Origin of the sequence: uncultured Kordia sp., from assembly GCF_947489565.1 — a bacterium.
Lineage (GTDB): Bacteria > Bacteroidota > Bacteroidia > Flavobacteriales > Flavobacteriaceae > Kordia.
The window spans coordinates 1-261 of sequence record NZ_CANLEA010000079.1 but is presented as its reverse complement, the minus strand read 5'-3'; the positions used below and the strand labels follow the sequence as shown (position 1 = coordinate 261).

Below are 261 nucleotides of genomic sequence, written 5' to 3'. Positions count from 1 at the left end.
ATGAAGATGCTACAAATCCAGTTTGGGCAACAGCAGATTGTGATGGAGATGGAACGCCGAACGGAGTTGATCCAGATTCACAAGATCCATGTGTTGACGATGGCACAGTAGGCGATGAAGATACTAGCAACGCTATTTACGCTGCTGCAGATTGTGACGGTGATGGAACACCGAACGGAACTGATTCAGACCCGAATGATCCATGTGTTGGCGGAACAGTAGCAAGTGTTGATTTAACAAATATAACATCAGCATGGGCAA

The 261-nt window shown here is 46.0% G+C and carries 1 protein-coding gene; it reads left to right on the top strand.

All coding sequences use genetic code 11. The annotated features are described in order from the left end of the window. Positions 1–261, top strand: a 261-nt coding sequence (locus Q0845_RS27790) for a hypothetical protein (protein WP_298521228.1), incomplete at both ends; no start/stop codon positions are given.